The sequence below is a fragment of the Agromyces salentinus genome, from assembly GCF_009749395.1.
Lineage (GTDB): Bacteria > Actinomycetota > Actinomycetes > Actinomycetales > Microbacteriaceae > Agromyces > Agromyces salentinus.
The window spans coordinates 254052-276649 of sequence record NZ_WBIR01000006.1; the positions used below are offsets into that span (position 1 = coordinate 254052).

Annotated in this window: 21 protein-coding genes and 1 tRNA gene; 13 read left to right on the forward strand and 9 right to left on the reverse strand. The window is 71.7% G+C overall.

The genetic code is table 11. The annotated features are described in order from the left end of the window. The first annotated feature begins 2 nt into the window (after positions 1 to 2). The 4 genes from GQQ95_RS08335 to GQQ95_RS08350 all read left to right on the forward strand — a co-directional run bounded on the left by GQQ95_RS08335 (position 3) and on the right by GQQ95_RS08350 (position 3780). The gene (locus GQQ95_RS08335; protein WP_157427191.1) at positions 3 to 968 is read left to right on the forward strand and encodes an arginase family protein; all 966 of its coding nucleotides are present in this window, start codon (positions 3 to 5) and stop codon (positions 966 to 968) included. Continuing rightward, complete coding sequence (locus GQQ95_RS08340) at positions 961 to 1518, forward strand: SRPBCC domain-containing protein (RefSeq protein WP_170297017.1); 558 nt, start codon at positions 961 to 963, stop codon at positions 1516 to 1518. Before GQQ95_RS08335 ends, GQQ95_RS08340 begins: the two co-directional genes overlap by 8 nt. Continuing rightward, positions 1515 to 2780 (forward strand): MFS transporter, encoded by a 1266-nt coding sequence (locus GQQ95_RS08345; protein ID WP_343032765.1) that lies wholly within the window; start codon positions 1515 to 1517, stop codon positions 2778 to 2780. Before GQQ95_RS08340 ends, GQQ95_RS08345 begins: the two co-directional genes overlap by 4 nt. 97 nt (positions 2781 to 2877) lie before the next feature. Next, entirely contained in the window at positions 2878 to 3780 is a 903-nt protein-coding gene (locus GQQ95_RS08350; protein WP_246205299.1) for a DUF3626 domain-containing protein, read from the forward strand. A 9-nt stretch (positions 3781 to 3789) separates the two neighbouring features. Here the strand turns inward: GQQ95_RS08350 and GQQ95_RS08355 are convergent, their stop codons facing one another. From GQQ95_RS08355 to GQQ95_RS08370, 4 genes are all read right to left on the reverse strand, one after another. Then, the gene (locus tag GQQ95_RS08355; protein WP_157427194.1) at positions 3790 to 4590 is read right to left on the reverse strand and encodes an ABC transporter permease; all 801 of its coding nucleotides are present in this window, start codon (positions 4588 to 4590) and stop codon (positions 3790 to 3792) included. 9 nt (positions 4591 to 4599) lie between these two features. Next, entirely contained in the window at positions 4600 to 5502 is a 903-nt protein-coding gene (locus GQQ95_RS08360; RefSeq protein ID WP_246205301.1) for an ABC transporter permease, read from the reverse strand. Beyond that, a complete protein-coding gene (locus GQQ95_RS08365; RefSeq protein ID WP_157427195.1) occupies positions 5502 to 6689 on the reverse strand; it encodes an ABC transporter substrate-binding protein in 1188 nt (395 codons plus the stop codon). Before GQQ95_RS08365 ends, GQQ95_RS08360 begins: the two co-directional genes overlap by 1 nt. Positions 6690 to 6804: 115 nt before the next feature. Beyond that, positions 6805 to 7881 carry an ABC transporter ATP-binding protein gene (locus GQQ95_RS08370; RefSeq protein ID WP_157427196.1) on the reverse strand — a complete coding sequence of 359 codons (1077 nt, stop codon included), beginning with the start codon at positions 7879 to 7881 and terminating at the stop codon, positions 6805 to 6807. Positions 7882 to 7992: 111 nt separating this feature from the next. Here GQQ95_RS08370 and GQQ95_RS08375 point away from each other — a divergent pair, with 111 nt between their 5' ends. Then, on the forward strand, positions 7993 to 8799 hold the full coding sequence (locus GQQ95_RS08375) for a FadR/GntR family transcriptional regulator (RefSeq protein ID WP_157427197.1): 807 nt from the start codon (positions 7993 to 7995) through the stop codon (positions 8797 to 8799). After that, a complete protein-coding gene (locus GQQ95_RS08380) occupies positions 8796 to 9617 on the forward strand; it encodes a PDC sensor domain-containing protein (RefSeq protein WP_157427198.1) in 822 nt (273 codons plus the stop codon). Before GQQ95_RS08375 ends, GQQ95_RS08380 begins: the two co-directional genes overlap by 4 nt. 84 nt (positions 9618 to 9701) lie before the next feature. On the opposite strand, the gene GQQ95_RS08385 is transcribed toward GQQ95_RS08380, so the two are convergent. Beyond that, the gene (locus GQQ95_RS08385; RefSeq protein WP_157427199.1) at positions 9702 to 10367 is read right to left on the reverse strand and encodes a TetR/AcrR family transcriptional regulator; all 666 of its coding nucleotides are present in this window, start codon (positions 10365 to 10367) and stop codon (positions 9702 to 9704) included. Between the two features lie 71 nt (positions 10368 to 10438). Here GQQ95_RS08385 and GQQ95_RS08390 point away from each other — a divergent pair, with 71 nt between their 5' ends. Further along, on the forward strand, positions 10439 to 11398 hold the full coding sequence (locus tag GQQ95_RS08390; RefSeq protein WP_157427200.1) for an alpha/beta hydrolase family protein: 960 nt from the start codon (positions 10439 to 10441) through the stop codon (positions 11396 to 11398). Between the two features lie 148 nt (positions 11399 to 11546). Here GQQ95_RS08390 and GQQ95_RS08395 read toward each other — a convergent pair whose 3' ends face one another. Further along, positions 11547 to 12371 carry a PfkB family carbohydrate kinase gene (locus GQQ95_RS08395; RefSeq protein ID WP_157427201.1) on the reverse strand — a complete coding sequence of 275 codons (825 nt, stop codon included), beginning with the start codon at positions 12369 to 12371 and terminating at the stop codon, positions 11547 to 11549. 72 nt (positions 12372 to 12443) lie between these two features. After that, a complete protein-coding gene (locus GQQ95_RS08400; RefSeq protein ID WP_157427202.1) occupies positions 12444 to 14027 on the reverse strand; it encodes an FAD-dependent oxidoreductase in 1584 nt (527 codons plus the stop codon). Between the two features lie 144 nt (positions 14028 to 14171). On the opposite strand from GQQ95_RS08400, the gene GQQ95_RS08405 reads away from it, so the two are divergent. Together GQQ95_RS08405 and GQQ95_RS08410 are read left to right on the forward strand one after the other, a co-directional pair. Next, positions 14172 to 15152, forward strand: coding sequence for a TIGR03557 family F420-dependent LLM class oxidoreductase (locus GQQ95_RS08405; RefSeq protein ID WP_212275352.1), 981 nt, complete (start codon positions 14172 to 14174; stop codon positions 15150 to 15152). Positions 15153 to 15200: 48 nt separating this feature from the next. Continuing rightward, on the forward strand, positions 15201 to 15815 hold the full coding sequence (locus GQQ95_RS08410; protein ID WP_157427203.1) for a flavodoxin family protein: 615 nt from the start codon (positions 15201 to 15203) through the stop codon (positions 15813 to 15815). 27 nt (positions 15816 to 15842) lie between these two features. On the opposite strand, the gene dcd is transcribed toward GQQ95_RS08410, so the two are convergent. Next, on the reverse strand, positions 15843 to 16448 hold the full coding sequence (gene dcd, locus GQQ95_RS08415; RefSeq protein WP_157427204.1) for a dCTP deaminase: 606 nt from the start codon (positions 16446 to 16448) through the stop codon (positions 15843 to 15845). Between the two features lie 104 nt (positions 16449 to 16552). Between dcd and GQQ95_RS08420 the strand changes: the two genes are divergently transcribed. The 4 genes from GQQ95_RS08420 to GQQ95_RS08435 all read left to right on the forward strand — a co-directional run bounded on the left by GQQ95_RS08420 (position 16553) and on the right by GQQ95_RS08435 (position 21017). Further along, positions 16553 to 16623: transfer RNA gene (locus tag GQQ95_RS08420), tRNA-Gly, on the forward strand. A 56-nt stretch (positions 16624 to 16679) separates the two neighbouring features. Further along, positions 16680 to 18056, forward strand: a complete 1377-nt coding sequence (locus GQQ95_RS08425; protein WP_425482563.1) for a TrkH family potassium uptake protein — start codon at positions 16680 to 16682, stop codon at positions 18054 to 18056. After that, entirely contained in the window at positions 18049 to 18747 is a 699-nt protein-coding gene (locus tag GQQ95_RS08430) for a potassium channel family protein (RefSeq protein WP_212275354.1), read from the forward strand. Before GQQ95_RS08425 ends, GQQ95_RS08430 begins: the two co-directional genes overlap by 8 nt. 68 nt (positions 18748 to 18815) lie before the next feature. Beyond that, a complete protein-coding gene (locus GQQ95_RS08435) occupies positions 18816 to 21017 on the forward strand; it encodes a heavy metal translocating P-type ATPase (RefSeq protein WP_157427205.1) in 2202 nt (733 codons plus the stop codon). Here GQQ95_RS08435 and GQQ95_RS08440 read toward each other — a convergent pair. Continuing rightward, entirely contained in the window at positions 20950 to 22467 is a 1518-nt protein-coding gene (locus GQQ95_RS08440; RefSeq protein ID WP_157427206.1) for an MATE family efflux transporter, read from the reverse strand. The two genes, GQQ95_RS08435 and GQQ95_RS08440, sit on opposite strands and share 68 nt — an antisense overlap. Positions 22468 to 22598 lie beyond the last annotated feature (131 nt).

The following is a 22598-nucleotide window of genomic DNA, read 5'->3' on the forward strand; positions in this document are numbered from 1 at the left end:
CGATGACCGACGCGCGCCGTTCCGCACGCGACCGTGCCCGCTGGGGCCTGATCGGGGTTCCGTCGAGCGCGGCCGCGCACTGGCCCGGCGTCGATCAGGCGCCTCGGGCGCTCCGGGCGAGTGGCCTCGTCGAGCAGCTGCGGACCCGGTCCATCGAGGTCGAGGATCTCGGCGACCTGCCGACGTCGACCTGGCGAGCCGACCGGCGCGACGGCGGCGTCAACAACGTGGCCGCGGTCGTGGCTGGCTTGGCCGAGGCCCGTCAACGCATCGTCCGGGCCCTCCGATCCGGGTACCGACCCCTTGTCGTCGGCGGGGAATGCACGTTGACCCTCGCGATGGTGAGCGCATTCCTCGACGACGACCGTGATGTCGGCGTCGTCTACGTCGATGGCGGCCAGGACCTCGTGGTGCCGGCCGAGCATCCGGAGGAGCCCATCGCCGACGCCATGGGCGTGGCGCACCTGCTCGATCTCCCCGGCGTCGACGATTCGCTCGCCTCCGTGGGCCCCCGCCGTCCCCTGCTCGACTCATCGAGGATCGTGTTCTTCGGGTACGCGGACCGGGAGGAGGACGTGCACGGCCGCGTGCACAGCACCCGGATCCCGGCGTCGGCGATCAACGCCGAGCCCGAGGCATCCGCGATGCAGGCGCTCTCCGCGCTCGCGAGCCCCGAGATCGTGATCCACCTCGACGTGGACGTGCTCGACTTCCTCGAGACCCCCGCGGCGGACATCGCGATCTACGACCGCGGCCTCCGGCGCGAGTCCCTCGCGAGGGCGCTCCGCGTGCTCGCAGGCGATCCACGGTGCCGCGGCCTGCTGCTCGTGGAGTACAACCCCGATCACGACCCGTCCCGCACTGCGGCCGCGACCTTGGTCGACCTCCTGGCTGGCGGTCTTCCCGACGGGACGGATGACCCGATCGATGACACCACCATGCACGGCGGAAGGGACGACGATGGATGACTTCGGCGACTGGGCCGGGGACCCCGGGGTGCTCCGATTCGAGCGGATGCTGCCGGCTCCGCCGGACGAGGTCTGGCGGCGAATCGTGCGACCTGAAGCGCACACGCGGTGGTTCCCCTGCCGGATCGACGGCGACCTCGAGACCGCCGGCTCCGAGCTGGCGTTCGTCTTCGCCGACGAGGCCGTTCCCCTCACCCACGGTCGCGTGCGGTCGGTGTCGCCCGGCTCCTCGCTCAGATTCGACTGGGGCGACGAGGCACTCGGCTTCGAACTCGCCGCGGCCGCGGAAGGTCGGACGCACCTGGTGTTCACGAACGTCCTCGCTCCAGGAGACCACCGGTCCGCGGCGAGGACCGCGGCGAGCTGGCACGAGTGCCTCGACGGGTTCGCCGGGTTCCTCGTCGACGGCGAGTCGCGCATGGACGCCGCAGGCGGAGACCGGCCGCCGCGCGCCGATTGGTTCGCACACTACGACGAGTACGTGCGACGTGGCGTTCCGCACGGCGTCCCCCTGCCGGGGCGCTCCCACACCGAACCGGGCTCGGGATGACCGTGATCCGACGCGGGCGGGGCGCGCTGGTGCTCGCACTGGGCTCGGCGTCCCTCGCCGGCGGCCTGTTCCTACCGCTGTCGCTCGTCTACTTCACCGTGCTCACCGACATCGACCTCGCGCCCCTCGGCGGCCTCGTGGCGCTCGCCGGGCTCGTCACCCTGCCGCTCCCGGTGCTCGCCGGATGGCTGGTCGATCGGATCGGGCCCCGCCCCGTGGTGGTCGCCGCTATGCTCCTGCAGGCGCTCGGGTACCTGCTCTGCGTGTTCGTGCGGGAGCCGGTCGGCGTGTTCGCGGCGAGCGCCGCTCTGGCCTGCGGCAGCCGGCTGTTCTGGTCCTCGGTCTTCGCGCTGGTCGTCGAGGCCGCTGCAGCAGAGGGGGACCCCGGGCCCGAGGAGTGGTTCGCGCGCGTCAACGTCATCCGCACGGTGGGCATCATCGCCGGCGGACTCATCGCAGGCCTCGTGATCTCCACCGACCGGCCCGGCCTGCTCGTCGGGCTGGCGACGGCAGCGGCCGTGGCCTGCGCGGCCGCGGGACTGATCCTGCGGGTCGGGCACGCGCGGTCCGCCGGGCGGCCAGCCGGCTGGATACCCGTCGCCTCCACGGGATCCCGACCCGGGTACCGGGCGGTCCTCTCCGACGCGCGGTTCCTCGGGTTCCTCGCCCTCAACTCCGTCTTCGCGCTCTCCACCCTGTTCGCCGGGCTGAGCTTCCCGACCCTGGTGCGCTCGGGACTCGGCGCCCCGGGCTGGCTCACCTCGTCGCTCCTCGTGGGCAATGCCGTCCTCGTCGCGGCGCTCGGAGCGTGGGGAGGTCGTCTCGCGACGAGGAACGAGCCGTTCTCGGTGCTGCGTGCCGCCGCCGCGCTGTGGGCGGCGGCCTACCTTGCGGTCGCCCTCGGCGCCGCGGGCGGGCTCGTGCTCGCGATCCTCGCGCTCGTCACGGCCGTCGTGCTGCTCAGCGGCGCGGAGATCCTGCACGCGCCGGCGTCGACGGCCCTCGTGTCGGCGATGGCGGATCCACGCGTGCGCGGACGCTACCTCGCCGTCTTCCAGTACTCGTTCGTCGCAGCCGAGCTCATCGCGCCGGTCCTCTTCGCCGCCCTGTTCGTCGTCAGCGAGCCGTTGCCGTTCCTCATCGTCGCCGGCGCGAACGTCGTCGCGCTGGCGGGACTGCTCGCCCTCCGGGCGGGGCGCGGTCACGGCAACCGTCCATCGACGTCGAAACGGGAGGAGACCGGCCGCCCGCTCCTCCGGTGAGCCCGACGCGGACGCGAAACCGGATGCCGCCTATCGACCGTTGACCGGAGGCGCCGGTGCAGGATCGACTGAGAGCCGACGAGCGAGGAGGAGTGACGTGCAGCGGAACGGCGCAGAGCCGGCCCCGGGCCGGATGGACGCGGACGCCCCGATCGCGGCGATCGTGGAGTTCGTCCGACAACGCTCCTCGGGCGGCCCCCTGCCGAGCGACGCTCGCGTCTGCGTGCACTTCCATCCCGATGCGCCGTACCTCCACGGCGACGTCCTCGATGCCCTGCTCGCCTCGGGCACCTATCGCTCGCAGTACGAGACCGGCACCAGCAACGGCGGTCTCATGACCGAGGCGGGCAGGTCACGCCCGGTCTGGGAGCGGCGCATGTTCGGCGACGCGATCACCGGCGTCGACGCGGAGCGGCGCCCCAAGTACGGTGCGCTCTCGCTGCGGGACGACCCGTACGGCGCCGCCCCGAGGTTCGGCGCCTGCTTCCTCAGGCTCGAGCGGGCGACCCTCGCCCGCACCACGTTCGCCGTCGTCGACAGCGTCTTCGAACCCGACCGGTTCGGCACGGCCGACCGCTTCGAGGCGATCGGGCGGGCGCCCTCGCGGCCGACCGCGGACCCGCTCGACCACTACGTCGAGGCGCATGTGCACGGCGTCCTCCGGGTGGCCGATGCCGAGGCGCTCGTGCTGGATCCCAGTTATCGCGCGACGGACGTGGAGCAGCGCGCGGCGGCGCTCGGCGTGCCGATCGAGTGGCATCCGGGGTACGAGCTCCGGCCCGACCGGCTCGCCCTACTCCCGGCGGAGGCGGTGGACTACCGCGGCCCTCGAGCGCTCGAGCTCGCCCGCGAGATCGCCGCCACCGGGCGACTCACCCCCGCGACCCTGGGGCCGGTCCGACGGGACGCTCGCCTCGACGCCCAGGAGGTGAAGCGGGTCTGGCATCTCCTGGCCAGGTACGGCCGACGGAGCGGCGGCGGCACGGCAGCCCCGTCGTGACCCGACGGCTCAGCGCTTCTGGTCGGCCGGCCCCGAGAGGCGCTGCGCGATGTAGATCGGGATGATCGACACGAGCACGAGCACCACGGCGATCACGGAGACGATCGGCGCCTGGTTCGGCCGGAACATGTTGTTCAGGATGAAGATCGGCAGCGTCGTCACCCCCGATCCGGCCGTGAACGTGGTCACGATGATCTCGTCGAACGAGAGCGCGAACGCGAGCAGGCCGCCGGCGAGCAGCGCCGAGCGCAGCTGCGGGAAGGTCACGAGCCTGAAGGTCGTCCAGACGCCCGCGCCGAGGTCGGCCGAGGCCTCCTCGAGGTTCGTGCCCTGCCGCCGCAGGCGTGCGATGACGTTGTTGAAGACCGTCACGATGCAGAAGGTCGCGTGCGCGATGACGACGGTCCAGATCGAGAGCGGCACGCCCATGATCGTGCGGAAGAAGTTGTTCAGCGCGATGCCGGTGATGATGCCGGGCAGCGCGATCGGCAGGATCACGAGCAGGCTGATCGCCTCGCGACCGAAGAAGTCGAAGCGCTGGAGGGCGAACGAGATGAGCGTGCCGAGCACGAGCGCGATGGCGGTGGAGATCACGGCGACCTGCACGCTCGTGAGCACCGCGTCGAGCGCACCCGCGCTCTGGAACGCCTTGCCCCACCACTCGAGCGTGAACCCGGGCGGCGGCCACGTGAGCGCCGTCGACGTCGAGAACGAGTTCACGAGGACGACGAGCAGCGGCACGTAGACCACCCCGAGGATGATCGCGGTGATGACGCCGAGCGTCACGCGTGCGGGGCGGGAGAGTCGCATCCGTCTGCCTCAGAGGTTGTCGAGCGCGCCGGTGCGGCGCACGAGGAACAGGTAGCCGAAGATGATCACGATCGGGATGAGCGCGATCGCCGAGGCGAGCGGGAGGTTGTTCGCGGCGCCCACGTTCGTGTAGACGAGGTTGCCGAGCATCTGGTTCGTGCCGCCGACGATGTTGACCGTGATGTAGTCGCCGAGGGAGAGCGCGAAGCTGAAGATCGTGCCGGCGATGATCGCGGGCAGGATGAGCGGGAAGACCACGAGCCGGAGCGTGGGCCAGGTCTTGCCGCCGAGGTCTCCGGATGCCTCGAGCAGCGAGTCGGGCACGCGCTCGAGCCCGGCGTAGATCGGCAGGATCACGTAGGGGAGCCAGAGGTAGGACAGCGTGATGATCGTCGCGGGCAGCCCGTAACCGGGGGTGTGCCCGCCGAAGGGCGCGAGGAGCCACTCGAGGATGCCGTCCTGCGAGAGCACCGATCGCCAGGCGTACGCCTTCACGAGGTACGACGCCCAGAGCGGGGTGAGCACGAGGATCACGAGCACGCGCTGCATCCGCGGCGATGCGACCTTCGCCATGTAGAACGCGATCGGCAGTGCCAGCACCACGTCGATGAGGGTCACGGCGAGCGCGACGCCGAGCGTGCGGAGGGTCACCGTCTGGTACAGCGAGCCGGTGACGACCTCGATGATGTTGTCGAGCGTGAACTCGGTCGTGATGACGCCCGTGAAGCTGTCGACCGACCAGAACGCCGTGACGAGCAGCAGCGCGAGCGCGACGATGTAGACCACGACGAGCCAGAACAGCGGCGCCGCGAGCAGCAGCGCCAGCCGCGTGCGCGGGTGCGTGGTGAGGAAGGCGGAGCCCGCCCGCATCGCAGTGCGACGCGGGCGGGACTCCACGAGGGCCTGGCTCATCAGCCCTTGATCTCCTGCCACGCGGAGGTCCATGCGGCGTAGTCGGTGCACGTGACATCCGTGCGGCCGTCGAGGCACTCCTCGATGGGGGTCGACCAGTACCAGATCTGCGACGCGTAGTCCTCGTCGCCGGCGTGGTACGCCTCGCAGTCCTCGCGGTACTCGCACGCGGCATCCGAGGACGGCGCCTCGCCGAAGTACGACGTCGCGGCGGCGTTCGCCTCGGGGCTGGCGATGTAGTCGAGCCACGCGTACGCGCAGTTCGGGTTCTTCGCCTTCGACGAGATCATCCACGTGTCCGACCATCCGGTCGTGCCCTCCTCGGGCAGCACGACGGCGGTCTTCGCGGCCTCGCCCTCGAGCACGTTCTGGATGACCTGCCAGCTGGTGCCGACGACGGTGTCACCGGTCGTGAACGCCTGCACCTCCTTCAGGTAGTCGGACCAGTACTCGCCGATGCTCTCGCGCTGCGTCTTCAGCAGGTCGACCGCGGCCGCGAGCTGCTCCTCGTCGAGGGAGTACGGGTTCTCGATGCCGAGGTCGGGCTCGTGGGCCATCAGGTACACCGCGGCATCCGCGATGTAGATGGGCGAGTCGTACGCGGTCACCTTGCCGGCGTGCTCGGAGGCCTTGTCGAACACGACGTCCCACGAGGTGGGCGCCGTCGGGAACTCGTCCGTGTTGTACATGAGCAGGTTGGCGCCGTAGCCGTGCGGCACGCCGTAGGGAACCCCGTCGACGGAGTTCCACGCCTGGTCCTTGAGGAAGGGGTAGATGCCCTCGTAGTTCGGGATCAGGTCGGTGTTGACCGGGGCCACGTCACCCGCGGCGACGAGCCTGAGCGACGCGTCGCCCGAGGCGGACACGACGTCGTAGTCGCCCGTCTTCATGAGGTTCAGCGCCTCGTCGGAGGTGCCGAAGGTCTTGGTCGTGACCTTGCAACCGGTCTCCTCGACGAAGGGCGTGACCCAGTCGACGCTCGGGTCGTTCGTGCCGTCCTCGACGTAGCCCGGCCAGGCCAGGAGCGAGACCTGGCCCTCCATCTCGCCGAGCTCGGCCATGGGCTCGTCCGAGGCGCCGGAGGCGCCCGAACCGCTGGAGGTGCCGCAGGCCGTGAGCAATGCGACCGAGGCGATCGCGAGCCCGACGACCGCGCCGCGGCGTGCCGTGTGCGGAGTGCGCTTCATGGTTCTCTCCTTGTTCTGTGTGACTGCGGTGGGACTGGTGCGGGTCGGGTGCAGGTCTTGGGGCGAGGTGCCGGGTGGTTGCGGCGATTCCGGCGGGTGCGGGCCGGCTCCCGGCTCAGGCGACGGATGCCGCGGCATCCGCCTCCTCGCCGGCGACGGCGGGCGGCGCAGGCGCGAGCGCGACCACGTCGGCCTCGTGCCAGCTGACGAACACCCGGTCGCCGCGATCGCCGGCGCGCAGCCGCCGCCGGTCGTTCTGGGCCAGCGCGGTGACGCGCAGGCCGGCGTCGAGGTCGACGACGATGCGGATGCCGCTGCCGAGGTAGATGACCTCGACGACGGTGCCCGGGGCGCTCGCCACGCCGTCTCCGACTTCGCGCTCGGCGGAGACCGCGAGCTTCTCGGGGCGCACGGAGTGCTCACCGCCGCGGCCCAGGAGGGCCTGCGACCTGGCATCGTCGAAGAGGTTGGAGGTGCCGACGAAGCCGGCCACGAAGCGGGAGCCGGGCTGCTCGTAGAGGTCGGCCGGCGTGCCGAGCTGCTGGATGCGGCCGTCGTTGAACACCGCGATGCGGTCGGAGAGCGTGAGGGCCTCCTCCTGGTCGTGCGTGACGAAGATGAAGGTGATGCCGAGGTCGCGCTGGATCTGCTTGAGTTCGACCTGCATCTGCTCGCGGAGCTTCAGGTCGAGGGCGCCGAGGGGCTCGTCGAGCAGCAGCACCTTGGGCTGCACGACGGTCGCGCGCGCGAGGGCGACGCGCTGGCGCTGTCCGCCGGAGAGCTGCGATGGCTTGCGATCGCCCATCTGCTCGAGGCGCACGGAGGCGAGCGCCGCGCGGGCGCGCTGGGTGCGCTCGCGCCGGCCGATGCCGCGGACGCGCAGGCCGTAGGCGACGTTCTCGAGCACGCTCATGTGCGGGAAGAGCGCGTAGTCCTGGAACACGGTGTTGACGTCGCGGTCGAAGGGCGCCCGCCTGGTCACGTCCTCGCCGAAGAGCTCGATGGTGCCGGCGGTCGGCTGCTCGAACCCGGCGATGAGGCGCAGCACGGTCGTCTTGCCGGAGCCGGACGGGCCGAGCATCGAGAAGAACTCCCCGGCCGCGATCTCGAGGTCGACGTGGTCGACGGCGGTGACGGCGCCGAACTCCTTCGTGAGTCCGGTCAGCCGGATCGCGGGCTGGCTGTCGGTCATGCTGGGCTCCTTCGCGAGGCGTGTTCTAAATCATATGGATCCATATGTCTGCGTCCAGAGGCCCGTGTTACGGTCGTGTCACAGTTTCCGAACCCGATCCCGGGAGGGCGGATGCCGCACGCAGCCGGCCGCACCGACGCGACCAGGGCCGTGGTCTTCGCGCCGCTCGAGGGCGCCGGCCGCGCCGAACTCGTCGAGCAGCGCATCACCGACGCCATCGTCGCGGGCGTGCTCCGCGACGGCGAGCGCCTGCCCAGCGAGTCCGACCTCGCCCGCAGCCTGGGCGTCGCCGTCGTGACCGCGCGCGAGGCGCTCGTCGCCCTGCGCGAGAACGGGCTCGTGCACACCCGGCGGGGTCGCGACGGCGGCAGCTTCGTGACCTTCGACCCGGATGCCACGACCCGGCTCGTCGAGTCCCGGCTGCGCTCGCTCAGCCGGGTCGAGCTGCGCGACCTCTCGCTGCACTACGCCGCGATCGCCGGCATGGCGGCGGAGGTGGCGGCCGACCGCGCGAGCGACGACGACCTCGCGAGCCTCGCCGACATCGATGCGCGCGCCGACCTCGCGACGGCCGGCGGCGCCCGCCGCGCCGTGGGCCGATTCCACCTCGAAGTGGCCGCCATCAGCCAGTCTCCGCGGCTCGTCCACGAGGAGCTGCGACTGCAGGCCGAGGCCGGACCCTTGCTTTGGATGTGCCTGCGGGAGGAAGATGCTCGTGACCGCAGCCGCATCGTGCGGCTCGACGTGATCCAGGCGATCCGCGACGTGCAACCCGAACGTGCACGACGTGCGACCTCGGAGCACATCGCCGGCGCGGTGCAGTGGCTGATCGATGAGAAGTCCCGCATCGACCTCGGTGCGCACCCCGCCGGCGGCCCGGCATCCGTCGCGGACCCAGCGGAAGGACCCCCCGCGTGAGCACCACCATCGATCTGGCGGCCGAGCACATCGCGAAGCAGATCGCCTCGACCATCGAGCCCGTCCTGGCCATGGTCGACGGATGGCGCGGGGTGCTCGAGACCGAGCTCTCGGGCCCGTACGCCGGCGCCCTCACGGGCTCGCCCGAAGCCGACGCCGAGACGCTCGACCCCGTGATCAAGGCCCTCGTCGGCGGCGAGCTCGAGCGCGACGGCGCGCTCATCACGGGCGCCGGCTTCGTGGCGGCGCCCGGATACCTCCCCGATGCGCAGTGGCACCTGGCCTGGTGGCTGAGCAGCGCGAACACGTTCGGCTCGACCGGTTCGGCGGCGCTCCGCCGCCTCGACGCCGTGAGCGACCCCGATTCGGACCAGTTCCGCGACTACACGACGCTCGAATGGTGGCGCGTGCCCGCACGCACCGGCCGGCGCCACCTCACCGGCCCGTACGTCGACTACCTCTGCACCGACGACTACACGGTCACCATCACGACGCCCGTGGTGGCCGACGGCGCGATGATCGGCGTGGTCGGCGCCGATGCGTACGTCGCCCGCCTCGAGCGCGAGCTGCTGCCCGTGCTGCGCGAGTGGGGCGGCAACGGCACGCTCGTGAACGCGTCCGGCCGCATCGTGGCCTCGACCGACTCGCGCCGCGCGACGGGTGCGCTCCTGCGGATCGACGGCCTCGCCGCCGCCCTCGCTCCCCTGCACGAGGAGCACTCCGCGCAGCCGGCCTGGCTCGACGGCGGCGAGCTCGTGGTTCCCTGCGGCGACACCACGCTCGCGCTCGTCGCGGAGGCGCCCGCGGCGGTCGAGTAGGCGCACCGGCGACCGGCGGTCGAGTAGGCGCGCCAGCGCCGTATCGAGACCCCACAGTTCCCTCCGCCGACGCTCCCCGGCGGGTCAGCGCAGCGCGGCCCCCGGCACGAGGAGGAGTTCCGCGATCTCCGGATCGCCGCCGTACGCGATGAGCCGGCCCCGGTAGGCCGTGCGCGCGCGGCCGTAGTGCACGGCGCTCTCCTTCTCGCGGATGACCGCCATCAGGTTCATCCACTCGAACGTGCCCTGCAGTTCGAACGCGAGCTGGTCGGGGTCCTCGAGCCCGGGCAATTCGCCCTGGACCACGGCGAAGCGAGCGGATGCCGCGAGGTAGCCGAGCCAGCTCTCGAGCTGGTCGGCGAGCGCGTCGCGCACCGCGCCGGGCTTGGAATGGAAGTCGGCGGCACTGGCCGAGAAGAAGCACCCGCCGGGGAAGACCCGGTCCTCGGAGTACGCGACGACGCGGTCGAGCAGGGCCGCGAGGCGACGGATGCCCCGGGGCTGCACGCGCGCCGGCTCGACGACGGTCGCCGTGAAGCGCTCGGCGGCGGCGGCCACGGTCGCGAGCTGCAACTGCTCCTTGGAGCCGAAGAGCGTGGCGATGCCGCTCTTGCTCACGTCGGCCTCGGTCGCGAGTCGCCCGATCGAGAGCCCGTCCAAGCCCTCCATCGAGGCGAGGTCGGCGGCGTGGGCGAGCACGAGGCGGCGCGAGGCGTCTCCCCTCGCGCGACGGCCATCGGTCAAGCTCATGCTTGCAGTTTACGCACGAACGTTCGTACACTCTACGTACGAACGTTCGTAGAGTTTTCTGGAGGCACGGCATGGCACGGTCATCCATCACATCGGCGGCAGGCACGGCGACCCTCGGCGCGGTCGCCGGCGGCATCCGCGTGCTGGCGAAGGCGTCGCCCGAGTTCGGCGCACGCGCGGCGCTGCCGCTGTTCATGCGAGTCGGCCCCCGCGTGCCGGTCGCCACCGGCGACCTGGGCACGCACCGCGCCGCACGCCGGGGGACCGTCCGCATCCCCGGCATCCGCCGCACGGGCGTCGACGTCGTCACCTACGAATGGGGCACCGGCGGCGACGTCATCGTGCTCGCGCACGGCTGGCAGTCGCGCGCGAGCATCTTCTCGACGCTGGTCCGGGAACTGCGCAGCGCGGGGTTCCGCGTCGTCGCGTTCGACGCCCCCGCGAACGGGGAATCCGCGGGACGCGGCACCTACCTGGTCGACCACCTCGACATCCTCGCCGCGCTGCAGCAACGGCACGGCCGCTTCCACGCCGTCGTCGGCCACTCGTTCGGCGGCCTCGCCGCGCTCCTGGCCCCGGGCGAGGGCATCGATGCGCGCCGCATCGGCGCGATCGCCGGCGCGGGCACGCCGAACGTGTTCGTCGAGGGCTTCGGCGACCTCGCCGGGCTCGACGCACCGACGCGCGCGGCCTTGGCCCGCCGGTTCGCCGCGCGCCTCTTCGCCGACCTCGAGGATCCGTTCGAGCGGTACTCGGCACTCGCGCATCCGCTGCCCGAGGGGGTCCCGCTGCTGCTCGTGCACGATCGCGGCGACCGGCGCGTGCCGTTCACCGAGGCCCCGAGGATCGTCGCCGCCAACCCGGGCCCCACCCGGCTCGTCGCCACCGAGGGGCTCGGCCACAACCGCATCCTGCGCGCGGACGTCACGCTCGACGCCGTGCTCGAGTTCGTCACCGCGCCGGATGCCGCGCTCCAGCGCTCGATCGACGCGGAGGCCGTGCTCGCGGTATCCGCCCCGCCGGCCGAGTAGGAGCGCCCCGGTCTCGATACGCTCCGCTACTCGACCGCCGGCTCCTCGACTACCGGCTCGGGAGGAGTGCGCACGATCGGGAGGATGAATCCCCCGGAACCGTCCTCCGAACGCGGCGATCCCCTCCCGACGGTCTCGATACGCTCCGCTACTCGACCACCGGAGCACTGAAGCCCCACGGCTGCGCGCCCGCGTAGGTCGTCGCCTTGGCGCCCGCGGCGACGGCGGCCTGCAGAGCGTCCTCGCGAGCCGCGCCACGCGCGAGCGCCGCGACGAGTGCCCCGGCGAAGGCGTCGCCCGCCCCGGTGGTGTCGACGACGTCGACGGGGTCGGGCGCGGCATCCGCCACTCCCCACCGGGCGCCGGCGGCACCGAGCGTCACGCACGCGTCGGCGGGCTCGCCGAGTGCGGTCCATTCGTGCTCGTTCACGACGACGACATCGGCCAGCTCGAGCAGGGCGGATGCCGCCGCAGACACCGGCGACGGATTGAGGACGGTGACGGCACCGACCTCCCGCGCCCGGCGCAGGACGGCCTCGGCCACCTCGGGCGCGAGCTCGAGCTGCGTGACGACGAGGGCCGCATCGTCGGGGATCGACCGGGCCGCGGCATCCGGATCGATCGCTCCGTTCGACCCCACGACGACGATGATGCTGTTCTCACCCGCGGCGTCGACGGTGATGAACGCCTGCCCCGTCGGGTGCGTGGCGTCGACCGTCACGGCCGAGGTGTCGACGCCCCTGGAGGCGAGTTCCGCGACGTATCGCCGCCCGTGCTCGTCGTCGCCGACCCGGCCGACGAGGAGCACCTCCGCGCCCCCGGCCGCTGCGGCGAGCGCGAGGTTCGCGCCCTTGCCGCCAGGCAGGAGGTCAAGGTTGCGAGCCAGCACGGTCTCGCCGGGTTTCGGGTGCGACTCGACGCGCAGGATCGCATCGACGTTGATCGAGCCCACCACCACGACGCGCGCACCCATGCCGGCGAGCCTAGCGGGGGGTCTCGATACGCTTCACTACTCGACCACCGCGCGGGGTCTCGATACGCTTCACTACTCGACCGCCGAGGGGGTGCGCTCCTCGACCGCCGAAGGTGCTCGATCGTCGACCGCCGCTGCAACCGGGCGGTCGGCCGCGTCACGGGGCCGCAGGTCGTGCTTGGCCGGCCCCTCGAGCCGGTATCCGTCATGCGTGAAGCGCGAGGCGTGCGCCGGGCAGTCCCAGGTGCGCTCGGCGTCGTTCCACGAGAGCACGGCGCCCATGTGCGGGCACACCCCCGACACTCGGCAGGTGACCCCGTCGACGGTCGACTCGGCCGTCGGCGGTGCGATCGCGCCGATCCGCCCCACGCGGCCCTCGCCCTCAGCGGGGGCCTGCTCGGGAAGCCGACGCGCGAGGGCGCGACCCCAGCCCACGGCGTACTGCTTCGCGACCGCCGCGTTCATGCCGATGCCGACGCCGAGGGCCACGGGCGTCGTGAACCGGTGCCGCAGCGTCCGCGCCCAGTCGGGCAGTTCACCGAGCAGGTCGGCGGCGAGCGTGAGCCCGCACTGCACGGCATTCGTCATGCCCCACTTGTCGTACCCCGTCGCGATGAACACGCGGCCGCGGCCACGCGGCATCCACCCGACGAAGGGCACGCCGTGCGGCGTCTCGTAGTCCTGGGCGCTCCATCGGTGCGTCATGACGACGCCCGGCCAGTTGGCGCGGGTCCAGGCATCGAGCGCCTCGACGCGGGATCGCGGGGACGGATGCCGCCCCACCTCGTGACCGTAGCCGCCGACGAGGAGCAGCTCCGGCGCGTCGGCCCACACGTCGGGATCCGGTGCGGTGCGGATGGAGCGGGTCGGCTCGTCGACGCTGAGGTACATCGCCTGCGGCAGCGGGGCATCCGCTCGGTAGGCGGCGGCGTAGGAGCGCATGCCGCGAAGCTTCGCGAACGAGAGACTGCGGTCGAGGATCGGCGTGCCGGTCGCGACGACCAGGCGCTCGCACGTGAACTCGCCGTCGGTGGTGCGCACGCGCACCGGCGCGCCGAGGCTCGCGCCGATCATGCGGACGCCCTCGCGGATGACGCCGCCGAGCGACCGCAACTCCGCGGCGAGCGCGGCGAGCACGTCGATCGGGTCGAACTGGGCCTGGTTCGCGAGGCGCACCGAGGCGTGGACGCGGAACGGCAGGTCGTCGGCGACGTCGGTCATGACGTGCAGGCCCGCCTCGCGGGCGACCTCCGCCTCGCGTTCGATCGTCGCGCGGCCGTCCGGCGTCGCGGCGAAGCTCACGGCGTCACGACGCTGCACCGGGATGCCGTGCCCGGCCGCGTAGTCGAGCATCCAGGCCTGCCCGGCGAGGTTCGCGTCGACGTACGCCTGGAGCACCTGCTGCGAGGTCCGGCGCCGGACGCGCTGCAGGTGCGAGCCCTGCAGCACGCTGAGCTTCGCGGTCGTGTTGCCGGTGGTGACGGCGCCGACCTCGCGCGCTTCGAGCACGCCGACCCGCCGGCCGGCACGGGCGAGCAGCACGGCGGTGACAAGGCCGGTGAGGCCGGCGCCGACCACCACCTCGTCGAAGTCGCGACGCGACGTGGTCGGGTCGGTCTCGATCGGAACCGGGTTGGCGAGCCAGAGCGAGGTCATGGCAGGAACCTACGTCGGGCGGAATCCCCAGACAATGGGGTGGCGCGGATGCCGCGACGCGCGTATAGGGGCGGTGGGTTAGTCGGGCCCGTTCCGGGCGTCAACCCCCGTGCGGGCCGGCCCTGGCCCGCCTACCGTGCCGACATGGTGAAGATCGGATACAAGCTCGCCGCCGAGGGCTTCGGCCCGGCGGAACTCGTTCGACAGGCGCAGCGCGCCGAGGCCGCCGGTTTCGACTTCGTCGAGATCAGCGATCACTTCCATCCCTGGCTCGACGTGCAGGGGCATTCGCCGTTCGCCTGGTCGGTGCTCGGCGCGATCGCGCAGGGGACCGAGCGCATCGGCCTCGCGACCGGCGTGACCTGCCCGTTCGTGCGCTACCACCCGGCGATCATCGCGCAGGCGGCCGCCACGGTCGCGCTGCTCAGCGACGGTCGGTTCACGCTCGGGATCGGCGCCGGCGAGCGCCTCAACGAGCACGTCGTCGGCCGCGGCTATCCCGCGGTCGCCCAACGGCACGAGATGCTCCGCGAGTCGCTGGAGATCATCCGCCTGCTCTGGGAGGGCGGTTACCAGAGCTACGAGGGCCAGTACCTCGACCTCGAGGACGCCCGGATCTTCGACCTTCCCGAGACCCCGCCGGCCATCGCGGTCGCGGCGAGCGGACCGGCGTCCGCGTCCGTCGCCGCCGAACTCGGCGACGGTCTCTTCGCGGTGGAGCCCGACGCCGACCTGGTCTCGGAGTACCGGCGCCTCGGCGGTGATGGACCGCGCTTCGGCGAGGCCGGGCTCGCGTGGGCACCGACCGAAGAGGCCGCGATCGAGGCGGCCTGGACCACGGCCAGGTGGAGCCTCACCGGCTGGAAGGTCATGAGCGAGCTCCCGAACCCGGTGAACTTCGAGGCGGCCAGCGAGTACATCCGCCGCGAGGACGTCGCCGAGAAGCTCAGCGTCGGCCCCGACCTGGACGCGCACGTCGAGACCGTCCGGCCGTTCGTCGAGGCCGGCTTCGACCACGTGGCGCTGATGAACCTCGGCCCGGATCCCGACGGGTTCTTCGACGTGTTCGAGTCCGAGCTCGGCCCGCGGCTGCGCGAGCTCGGGCCCGCGGCATCCGCGAACTGAGCGCGTCGACCGACGCCCTCGACCACGAATCGACCTGAGGAGGAACCCATGGACCCGTTGCGCGTCCTCGCCTTCAACTGCACGCTGAAGCCGTCGCCCGCCGAGTCGAGCACGGAACTGCTCGCCAGGCAGGTGCTCGACCTGTTCGAGGCCGACGGTGCCGAGACCGAGCTCATCCGCATCGTCGACCACGACGTGAAGCCCGGCGTCGAGGCCGACATGGGGGCGGGCGACGCCTGGCCCGGCATCCGGCAGAAGCTGCTCGACGCCGACATCCTGCTCTTCGCGACCCCGACGTGGGTGGGCCACCTCTCGAGTGTCGCGCAGCGCGTCATCGAGCGGCTCGACGCCGAGATCTCCGAGGCGGATGACGCGGGCCGTCCGATCCTCGCCGGCAAGGTCGCCGCCGTGGCGGTCACCGGCAACGAGGACGGCGCGCACGCCATCATCGCCGACGTGCTGCAGGCCCTCGTGGACGTCGGCTTCTCGGTCGCGTCGCAGGCGTCGACGTACTGGAACGGCGAGGCCATGGGCAAGACCGACTACAAGGACCTCTCCGAGACGCCCGAGGCCGTCGTCACGACGAACGCCACGGTGGCGCGGCACAGCGCGCACCTCGCGCGCGTGCTGAAGATCTCGGCGTATCCGCCGCCGCAGTCCTGAGGCCGGTCGACCCGGCGAGCGAGGCGGTCAGCGACCGAGCGACCCCGCGTCGGTCGCGCCGACATCCGTGCGGTGGAAGTCGTGGAACGACCGCGATGCGGTCGGCCCGCGCTGGCCCTGGTACCGGGAGCTGTACTCGGCGGAGCCGTACGGCCGCTCGCTCGGCGACGAGAGGCGGAAGAAGCACATCTGCCCGATCTTCATGCCCGGCCAGAGCTTGATCGGCAGCGTCGCGACATTGCTCAGTTCGAGCGTGACGTGGCCGGTGAACCCCGGGTCGATGAAGCCGGCCGTCGAGTGCGTGAGCAGGCCCAGCCGACCCAGCGAGCTCTTGCCCTCGAGCCGTGCGGCCACGTCGTCGGGCAGCGTCACGGCCTCATAGGTCGAGGCCAGGACGAACTCGCCCGGGTGCAGGATGAACGGCTCGTCGGGCTTCACCTCGATGAGGTGCGTCAGCTCGGGCTGGTCCTCGGCCGGGTCGATGAAGGGGTACTTGTGGTTGTCGAAGAGACGGAAGTACCGGTCGAGGCGCACGTCGATCGACGAGGGCTGGATCATGCCCGGTTCGTAGGGCTCCAGCCCGATGCGTCGGCGGTCGAGTTCGGCCCGGATGTCGCGATCGGAGAGCAGCACCGTGCCAGCGTAGCAACGAGGTCGGCCGAAACCACGGCTCGGGTGGCGAAGCGTCCGGCGACCATTGCTACGATGGTGACCGCTGCATCCATCGGATGCCGCATGCGGATGTAGTTCAATGGTAGAACTTCAGCTTCCCAAGCTGATAGCGCGGGTTCGATTCCCGTCATCCGCTCTCCCAGACGGCATGGGCCACGGCCCGCCGATCCTCCACCGGACTACAGTTGCCCGGTGAGCACACGAGCGCAACGGCCGCCCCACGGTCGCGTGAGCCGTATCCGGGCCTTCCGCCTGCACCCCGCTCAGACCGTCGTGGTCGGCTTCGCGGCCGCGATCCTGCTCGGCACGCTGCTGCTCATGCTGCCGTTCTCGAAGGCCGGCCCCGGCGGGGCCACGTTCGTCGAGGCGCTCTTCACCGCGACCTCCGCCGTCTGCGTGACCGGCCTGACCGTGGTCGACACCCCGACGTACTGGACGTCGTTCGGGCAGGTGGTGATCATGCTGCTCATCCAGCTCGGCGGACTCGGCATCATGATCTTCGCGTCGCTCATCGGGCTGGTCCTGGCCCGGAAGCTGTCGGTGCGCTCCCGCCTCAACACGGCCGCCGAGGCGAAGGCGACCGGGTTCGCCGACGTCCGCGGCCTCGTCCGCGGCATCGTCAAGATCAGCCTCGTCATCGAGGGCGCGGTCTTCGTGCTCCTCGGCATCCGGTTCGTGCTCGGCTACGGGTACGGCCTCGGCGAAGCGGCCTGGCATGCGGCGTTCCTCGCGGTGTCCTCGTTCAACAACGCGGGATTCGCCCTGTACACCGACAACCTCATGGGCTTCGTCGCCGACCCGTTCATCTGCCTGCCGATCTCGGCGGCGATCATCCTCGGCGGCCTCGGATTCCCCGTGATCATGCAGCTGCGCAAGGAGTTCACCCGTCCGCTGCATTGGACGATGAACACCAAGCTCGTCTTGTGGGGCACCGTCGTCCTCCTCCTCGCCGGCACGGCCTTCCTCACCGCGATCGAATGGGACAACCCGGACACGCTCGGCGCACTCGACCCGGGCTCCCGCCTCCTCGCCGGCTTCTTCCAGTCGGTGCAGACCCGCACGGCCGGATTCAACTCCCTCGACATCGGCGCCATGCACGACGCGAGCTGGCTCGGCATGGACGTGCTGATGTTCATCGGCGGCGGGCCCGCGGGCACGGCAGGCGGCATCAAGGTCACGACGTTCGCGGTGCTCTTCTTCATCATGCTCACCGAATTGCGCGGCGAGGGGTCGGTGAACATCTTCGGCAAGCGGCTCAGCCGAGCGGTGCACCGTCAGGCCATCACGGTCGTGCTCATCGCCGTGGCCGCGGTCGTCGCGGGCACCGTGGTCCTGCTCCTGCTCACCGGCCTCGACCTCGACCGGGTCCTCTTCGAGGTGGTCTCCGCATTCGGGACCGTCGGGCTCTCGACCGGCATCACCGCCGACCTCCCCGACGCGGCGAAGGTCGTCCTCGTCCTGCTGATGTTCCTCGGGCGGCTGGGTCCGCTCACCCTGGGCAGCGCCATCGCACTCCGCGAGCGCCGCGTCCTCTACGAGTTCCCCAAGGAAAGGCCCGCCATTGGCTAGGTTCCCCATCTTCGGCGGCGACACCTCGCGCCGCATCGCCGAGGCCGACTCCGTCGCCGTCATCGGCCTCGGCCGGTTCGGCAGCGCACTCGCACTCGAGCTCATGGCCGGCGGCACCGAGGTGCTCGGCATCGACCTCGAGGAGGACCTCGTCCAGGCCCTCAACGGCCAGCTGACGCAGGTCGTGCGCACGGACTCGACCAAGGAGGAGGCGCTCCGCCAGCTCGCCATCGACGAGTTCGACCGGGTCGTGGTCGCCATCGGCGGCGACGTCTCGGCGTCGATCCTGACCTGCTCGGTCCTGCTGAGCATGGAGATCCCCGTCATCTGGGCGAAGGCCGTCGACGACCGACACGGCCTGATCCTCGAGCAGCTCGGGGTCCACCACGTCATCTATCCCGAGAAGGACATGGGCCGGCGGGTCGCGCACCTCGTCCGCGGCGCCGCACTCGACTACATCGAGGTCGCACCCGGGTACGCGCTCGTGAAGACCGCGGCGCCGTCGATCCTGCACGGCAAGCGACTCGGCGACACCGGCATCCGCGCGAGCTACGGCATCACGATCGCCGCGTACCAGCACGATGCCGAACCCTGGCGCAACGCCGACAACACCACCGTCCTCGAGGCGGGCGACACCATCCTCGTGGTCGGGCCCTCCCGAAGCGCCGAGACGTTCGCGCAACTGCGCTGACATCCGACCGCCCGGACATGGCTTCCGCACGCCTTGCGACATACCCCTAGGGGGTATATGGTGGCGGCATGAGCGAGCGGCACGAGCACACCACGCACCCCACGCATGCCCACGACGAGCACACCCACCCCGATGAGGCGGGCCACGACCTGCACGGCCAGCACGACGCGCCCATGGGGCACGAAGACCACGCGGGCCATGAGGGTCATGGCGGCCACGAGGGCCATGGCGGCCACGCGGGCCACGGCGATCACGTCGGCCAGTTCCGTCGCCTGTTCTGGATCATGCTCGCGCTCGCGGTCCCCGTCATCGGCTTCAGCGGCATGTTCGCCTCGATCCTCGGCTACCCGCTGCCGGATGCCGCGTGGGTCGCGTGGATCTCACCCGTGCTGGGCACCGTCATGTACGTCTGGGGCGGCCGACCGTTCCTCACGGGCGCCGTCTCCGAGCTGAAGGCGCGCAAGCCGGGCATGATGCTGCTCATCGCGCTGGCCATCACGGTCGCGTTCCTCGCGTCGTGGGGAGCGAGCCTCGGCATCCTCCACCACGAACTCGACTTCTGGTGGGAGCTCGCGCTCCTCATCGTCATCATGCTCCTCGGCCACTGGATCGAGATGCGCTCGCTCGCGCAGACCTCCTCGGCACTCGAGTCGCTCGCGGCGCTCCTGCCCGACGAGGCCGAACGCCTCGACCCGCGCACCGGCGACGTCGTGACGGTGGCCCCCTCCGAGCTCGTCGTCGGCGACCTCGTCATCGTGCGCCCCGGCGGCCGCGTCCCCGCCGACGGTGTCGTCACCGAGGGCACGGCCGACGTCGACGAGTCGATGATCACGGGCGAGTCCCACGCGGTCGCCCGCGGCCCCGGCGATCCGGTCGTGGCCGGCACGGTCGCCACGGACACGGCGATCCGGGTGCGCATCTCCGCGGTGGGCGAGGACACCGCCCTGGCCGGCATCCGCCGCCTCGTCGCCGAGGCGCAGAACTCGACCTCGCGGGCCCAGCGCCTGGCCGACACCGCGGCCGGATGGCTCTTCTGGTTCGCGCTCGGCGCGGCCGTGCTCACGGCCGTCGCCTGGACGCTCCTCGGGCAGCCCGACGACGCGGTCATCCGCACCATCACGGTGCTCGTGATCGCGTGCCCCCACGCGCTCGGCCTCGCCATCCCGCTCGTCGTCGCGATCGCGACCGAGCGGGCGGCGAAGGGCGGCGTGCTCGTCAAGGACCGCCTCGCGCTCGAGAGCATGCGCACCGTCTCCGCCGTGCTCTTCGACAAGACCGGGACGCTCACGAGGGGCGAGCCCGTGGTCACGCACGTCGCCCCGGTCGCGCCGCACTCCGAGCAGGAGGTGCTCGCCCTCGCCGCGGCGGCGGAGTCCGACAGCGAGCACCCGCTCGCCAGGGCGATCGTGCAGGCGGCCGATGGGCAGGGTCTCGCCGTGCCGCGTGCCGGGGAGTTCCGCGCGTCGCCCGCCGAGGGCGTGTCGGCCGTGGTCGACGGCCGCACGGTCTCGGTCGGCGGCCCGGCGATGCTCGAGCGGCACGGGCGGCAGGCGCTCGACGCGACGTCCGCGTGGCGCGAGGAGGGCGCCATCATCCTGCACGTGCTCGCCGACGGCGAGGTGGTGGGTGCGCTCGCCCTCGCCGACGAGATCCGCCCCGAGTCGCGGGAAGCCGTCGACGCGCTGAGGGTGCTCGGCGTGCAGGTCGTCATGATCACGGGCGATGCGGAGGCGGTCGCGCAGTCGGTCGCGGCCGAGCTCGGCATCGACCGCGTGTTCGCGGGCGTGCGCCCCGAGCACAAGGCGGCCAAGGTGGCCGAACTCCAGGCCGAGGGCCATCGGGTGGCGATGGTCGGCGACGGCGTCAACGACGCCCCCGCGCTCGCGCAAGCCGACGTCGGCATCGCCATCGGCGCCGGAACGGATGTCGCGATCGCGTCGGCCGGCGTCATCCTGGCCAGCGACGACCCGCGCTCGGTGCTCTCGGTCATCGAGCTGTCGCGGGCCAGCTACCGCAAGATGAAGCAGAACCTGTGGTGGGCCGCGGGTTACAACCTCGTCTCCGTGCCGCTGGCGGCCGGCGTGCTCGCGCCGATCGGCTTCGTCATGCCCATGGCCGTCGGCGCGATCCTGATGTCGCTGTCTACCATCGTCGTCGCAGTCAACGCGCAGTTCCTGCGCCGGCTCGACCTCTCGCCGGAGGTCAGCGCCCGCGCGGTGCTTCGTCGCGAGCCCGAGGGGATGTCGCCGGCTTCCGCCGCCGCCGCCTGAACCGTCCGGCGTCCTGCGCCGGGATCGACCCCGTCACGACGGCGTCGACGTTCATCGACCCGTCGACCGGACCCACGACGGCGATGGGCGTGGTCGGCGTCGCCGTCCTCGGTTCGACGCGCATGCGCCCGAGGCGGCGGTGCTCGCGCACGTACGCCGGGATGAGCAGGGCTGCCGCCCCGAACCACGCGAGCGGGTTGCTCCAGACCACGCCGACGAACCCGAAGGCGGCGCCCAGCACGATCGCGGCGCCCACGCGCATGACCAACTCGATCACGCCGGTCACGGTCGGCACGATCGTGTGGCCGAGTCCCTGCAGGGTGCCGCGCAGCACGAACAGCACGCCGAGGGCCGAGTACGTGAACCCGTTGACGGCGAGCATGAGCCCGGCGTCGGCCACCACAGAGTCGGAGCCGTCGCCGACGAAGAGCCGCACGAGCTGCTCGCCGAAGAGGATGAGCGGCACGCCGATCACGACGGCCGCGCCGATCGACATCCACGTGGCCTGCACCGCGCCGCGGCGCACGCGGTCGGGTCGGTGGCCGCCGATGTTCTGCGCCGCGAACATCGACGCCGCGAGGCCGAGCGAGGCGAGCAGCGCGACCGCCAGCGAGTCGATGCGCGAGGCCGTCGTGTACGCCGCGACCGCGTCGGCCCCGAGGGCGTTGAGCGCCACCTGCACGGTGAGCGTGCCGATCGCGATGATCGACGCCTGGAACCCCATCGGCAGGCCGACCCGCAGGTGCTCGCGGAGGTCGGCACGCGACATCCGCCAGTCGTCGCGTCGCAGGTGCAGCGCGGGCACGCGCCTGCGCACGAAGTCGAGGCACAGGGCGACCGAGACCGCCTGGGAGACGACGGTCGCGATCGCGGCGCCGGCGACGCCCCAGCCCAGGGGACCGACCATGAGCACGACGAGGCCGACGTTCAGCACGCACGAGACGGTGAGGAACACGAGCGGGGTGCGCGAGTCGCCGATGGAGCGGATGATGGCCGACAGGTAGTTGAAGAACATCACGGCGGATGCCCCGAGGAAGCTGATCTGCGTGAAGACGGTCGCCTCGGCGAGCAGTTCGTCGGGCGTCTGGAGCAGGCGCAGCGCGGGCTCGGCGATGAACGGCGCGCCGACGGTGAGCAGGATGCTCATCGCCCCGGTGAGCAGCGTGCCGGTCGCGACCGATCGCCGGACCCCCTCGTGTTCGCGGGCGCCGAACGCCTGCGCGGTCGGGATCGCGAAGCCGGAGGTGACGCCCCACGCGAAGCCCAGCAGGAGGAAGAGCAGCGGGCCGGTCGCGCCGACGGCGGCGAGCGAGTCGATGCCCAGGTGCCGGCCGACGACGATCGCATCGGCCACCTGGTAGAGCTGCTGCACGACGTTGCCGATGAGCAGCGGCATCGCGAAGACGAGGATGACGCGCCAGGGCGCGCCGGTGGTGAGGCTGGTGGCCATTGGGCTCTCCGACGGATCGCACGATGAGGGACGGATGCCGCGAACGGCAAACGCGTGCCATCCTATCGAATCGATTCGACCCAGCGCATCATGCGCCCCGCCGATCGGCCGGTCCGTCCGGACCGGCCGAC

Bases quoted from the DNA above. Each gene is read 5' to 3' on its own strand.
- GQQ95_RS08345 (WP_343032765.1), top strand. From the start codon at position 1,515: ATGACCGTGATCCGACGCGGGCGGGGCGCGCTGGTGCTCGCACTGGGC.
- GQQ95_RS08390 (WP_157427200.1), top strand. From the start codon at position 10,439: ATGGCACGGTCATCCATCACATCGGCGGCAGGCACGGCGACCCTCGGC.
- GQQ95_RS08365 (WP_157427195.1), bottom strand. From the start codon at position 6,689: ATGAAGCGCACTCCGCACACGGCACGCCGCGGCGCGGTCGTCGGGCTC.
- GQQ95_RS08440 (WP_157427206.1), bottom strand. From the start codon at position 22,467: ATGGCCACCAGCCTCACCACCGGCGCGCCCTGGCGCGTCATCCTCGTC.
- GQQ95_RS08395 (WP_157427201.1), bottom strand. From the start codon at position 12,371: ATGGGTGCGCGCGTCGTGGTGGTGGGCTCGATCAACGTCGATGCGATC.
- GQQ95_RS08435 (WP_157427205.1), top strand. From the start codon at position 18,816: ATGAGCGAGCGGCACGAGCACACCACGCACCCCACGCATGCCCACGAC.
- GQQ95_RS08385 (WP_157427199.1), bottom strand. From the start codon at position 10,367: ATGAGCTTGACCGATGGCCGTCGCGCGAGGGGAGACGCCTCGCGCCGC.
- GQQ95_RS08360 (WP_246205301.1), bottom strand. From the start codon at position 5,502: ATGAGCCAGGCCCTCGTGGAGTCCCGCCCGCGTCGCACTGCGATGCGG.
- GQQ95_RS08335 (WP_157427191.1), top strand. From the start codon at position 3: ATGACCGACGCGCGCCGTTCCGCACGCGACCGTGCCCGCTGGGGCCTG.
- GQQ95_RS08375 (WP_157427197.1), top strand. From the start codon at position 7,993: ATGCCGCACGCAGCCGGCCGCACCGACGCGACCAGGGCCGTGGTCTTC.
- GQQ95_RS08355 (WP_157427194.1), bottom strand. From the start codon at position 4,590: ATGCGACTCTCCCGCCCCGCACGCGTGACGCTCGGCGTCATCACCGCG.
- GQQ95_RS08340 (WP_170297017.1), top strand. From the start codon at position 961: ATGGATGACTTCGGCGACTGGGCCGGGGACCCCGGGGTGCTCCGATTC.
- GQQ95_RS08400 (WP_157427202.1), bottom strand. From the start codon at position 14,027: ATGACCTCGCTCTGGCTCGCCAACCCGGTTCCGATCGAGACCGACCCG.
- GQQ95_RS08370 (WP_157427196.1), bottom strand. From the start codon at position 7,881: ATGACCGACAGCCAGCCCGCGATCCGGCTGACCGGACTCACGAAGGAG.
- GQQ95_RS08410 (WP_157427203.1), top strand. From the start codon at position 15,201: ATGGACCCGTTGCGCGTCCTCGCCTTCAACTGCACGCTGAAGCCGTCG.
- GQQ95_RS08405 (WP_212275352.1), top strand. From the start codon at position 14,172: ATGGTGAAGATCGGATACAAGCTCGCCGCCGAGGGCTTCGGCCCGGCG.